This is a genomic window from Pseudomonas sp. CFBP13508 (assembly GCF_005233515.1).
Classification (GTDB): domain Bacteria; phylum Pseudomonadota; class Gammaproteobacteria; order Pseudomonadales; family Pseudomonadaceae; genus Aquipseudomonas; species Aquipseudomonas mercuritolerans.
On sequence record NZ_QFZZ01000020.1, the window covers coordinates 1 to 3161 of the forward strand.

The window sequence follows — 3161 nt, forward strand, 5'->3', positions numbered from 1 at the left end:
ATGTGACAGCTGTCGGTGTTTGTGCGTTTCGAACTTTCGGTTCGTTTCGTCTTCACACACCGCAATCTGGCTTTTAAGCGCAAATTGCTTGGGTGTTATATGGTCAAGCCTCACGGGCAATTAGTATTGGTTAGCTCAACGCCTCACAGCGCTTACACACCCAACCTATCAACGTCGTAGTCTTCGACGGCCCTTCAGGGAACTCAAGGTTCCAGTGAGATCTCATCTTGAGGCAAGTTTCCCGCTTAGATGCTTTCAGCGGTTATCTTTCCCGAACATAGCTACCCGGCAATGCCACTGGCGTGACAACCGGAACACCAGAGGTTCGTCCACTCCGGTCCTCTCGTACTAGGAGCAGCCCCTCTCAAATCTCAAACGTCCACGGCAGATAGGGACCGAACTGTCTCACGACGTTCTAAACCCAGCTCGCGTACCACTTTAAATGGCGAACAGCCATACCCTTGGGACCGGCTTCAGCCCCAGGATGTGATGAGCCGACATCGAGGTGCCAAACACCGCCGTCGATATGAACTCTTGGGCGGTATCAGCCTGTTATCCCCGGAGTACCTTTTATCCGTTGAGCGATGGCCCTTCCATACAGAACCACCGGATCACTAAGACCTACTTTCGTACCTGCTCGACGTGTCTGTCTCGCAGTCAAGCGCGCTTTTGCCTTTATACTCTACGACCGATTTCCGACCGGTCTGAGCGCACCTTCGTACTCCTCCGTTACTCTTTAGGAGGAGACCGCCCCAGTCAAACTACCCACCATACACTGTCCTCGATCCGGATAACGGACCTGAGTTAGAACCTCAAAGTTGCCAGGGTGGTATTTCAAGGATGGCTCCACGCGAACTGGCGTCCACGCTTCAAAGCCTCCCACCTATCCTACACAAGCAAATTCAAAGTCCAGTGCAAAGCTATAGTAAAGGTTCACGGGGTCTTTCCGTCTAGCCGCGGATACACTGCATCTTCACAGCGATTTCAATTTCACTGAGTCTCGGGTGGAGACAGCGCCGCCATCGTTACGCCATTCGTGCAGGTCGGAACTTACCCGACAAGGAATTTCGCTACCTTAGGACCGTTATAGTTACGGCCGCCGTTTACCGGGGCTTCGATCAAGAGCTTCGCGTTAGCTAACCCCATCAATTAACCTTCCGGCACCGGGCAGGCGTCACACCCTATACGTCCACTTTCGTGTTTGCAGAGTGCTGTGTTTTTAATAAACAGTCGCAGCGGCCTGGTATCTTCGACCGGCATGAGCTTACGGAGCAAGTCCTTCACCCTCACCGGCGCACCTTCTCCCGAAGTTACGGTGCCATTTTGCCTAGTTCCTTCACCCGAGTTCTCTCAAGCGCCTTGGTATTCTCTACCCAACCACCTGTGTCGGTTTGGGGTACGGTTCCTGGTTACCTGAAGCTTAGAAGCTTTTCTTGGAAGCATGGCATCAACCACTTCGTCACCCAAAGGGTAACTCGTCATCAGCTCTCGGCCTTAAGATCCCGGATTTACCTAAGATCTCAGCCTACCACCTTAAACTTGGACAACCAACGCCAAGCTGGCCTAGCCTTCTCCGTCCCTCCATCGCAATAACCAGAAGTACAGGAATATTAACCTGTTTTCCATCGACTACGCTTTTCAGCCTCGCCTTAGGGACCGACTAACCCTGCGTCGATTAACGTTGCGCAGGAAACCTTGGTCTTTCGGCGTGGGTGTTTTTCACACCCATTGTCGTTACTCATGTCAGCATTCGCACTTCTGATACCTCCAGCAAGCTTCTCAACTCACCTTCACAGGCTTACAGAACGCTCCTCTACCGCATCACCCGAAGGTGATACCCGTAGCTTCGGTGTATGGTTTGAGCCCCGTTACATCTTCCGCGCAGGCCGACTCGACTAGTGAGCTATTACGCTTTCTTTAAAGGGTGGCTGCTTCTAAGCCAACCTCCTAGCTGTCTAAGCCTTCCCACATCGTTTCCCACTTAACCATAACTTTGGGACCTTAGCTGACGGTCTGGGTTGTTTCCCTTTTCACGACGGACGTTAGCACCCGCCGTGTGTCTCCCATGCTCGGCACTTGTAGGTATTCGGAGTTTGCATCGGTTTGGTAAGTCGGGATGACCCCCTAGCCGAAACAGTGCTCTACCCCCTACAGTGATACATGAGGCGCTACCTAAATAGCTTTCGAGGAGAACCAGCTATCTCCGAGCTTGATTAGCCTTTCACTCCGATCCACAGGTCATCCGCTAACTTTTCAACGGTAGTCGGTTCGGTCCTCCAGTCAGTGTTACCTAACCTTCAACCTGCCCATGGATAGATCGCCCGGTTTCGGGTCTATTCCCAGCGACTAGACGCCCTATTAAGACTCGCTTTCGCTACGCCTCCCCTATTCGGTTAAGCTCGCCACTGAAAATAAGTCGCTGACCCATTATACAAAAGGTACGCAGTCACAGAACAAAGTCTGCTCCCACTGCTTGTACGCATACGGTTTCAGGATCTATTTCACTCCCCTCTCCGGGGTTCTTTTCGCCTTTCCCTCACGGTACTAGTTCACTATCGGTCAGTCAGTAGTATTTAGCCTTGGAGGATGGTCCCCCCATATTCAGACAAAGTTTCTCGTGCTCCGTCCTACTCGATTTCATGACTAAGAGATTTTCGCGTACAGGGCTATCACCCACTATGGCCGCACTTTCCAGAGCGTTCCGCTAATCTCAAAGCCACTTAAGGGCTAGTCCCCGTTCGCTCGCCACTACTAAGGGAATCTCGGTTGATTTCTTTTCCTCAGGGTACTTAGATGTTTCAGTTCCCCTGGTTCGCCTCTTGCACCTATGTATTCAGTACAAGATAACCATCTTATGATGGCTGGGTTCCCCCATTCAGACATCTCCGGATCAAAGTCTGTTTGCCGACTCCCCGAAGCTTTTCGCAGGCTACCACGTCTTTCATCGCCTCTGACTGCCAAGGCATCCACCGTATGCGCTTCTTCACTTGACCATATAACCCCAAGCAATCTGGTTATACTGTGAAGACGACATTCGCCGAAAATTCGAATTTCTCAACTAAGAGAACTCACAAATTTTACCTTAGCCTGATCCGTTACCAGTGAAAGTAACGTTCAGTCTATCTTTCTATCACATACCCAAATTTTTAAAGAACGATCTA

General features: G+C 51.1%; 1 rRNA gene. It reads right to left on the minus strand.

What is annotated here, in order from left to right:
• Nucleotides 1-99 precede the first annotated feature (99 nt).
• Nucleotides 100-2993: ribosomal RNA gene (locus tag PspCFBP13508_RS27295) — 23S ribosomal RNA — on the minus strand.
• Nucleotides 2994-3161 lie beyond the last annotated feature (168 nt).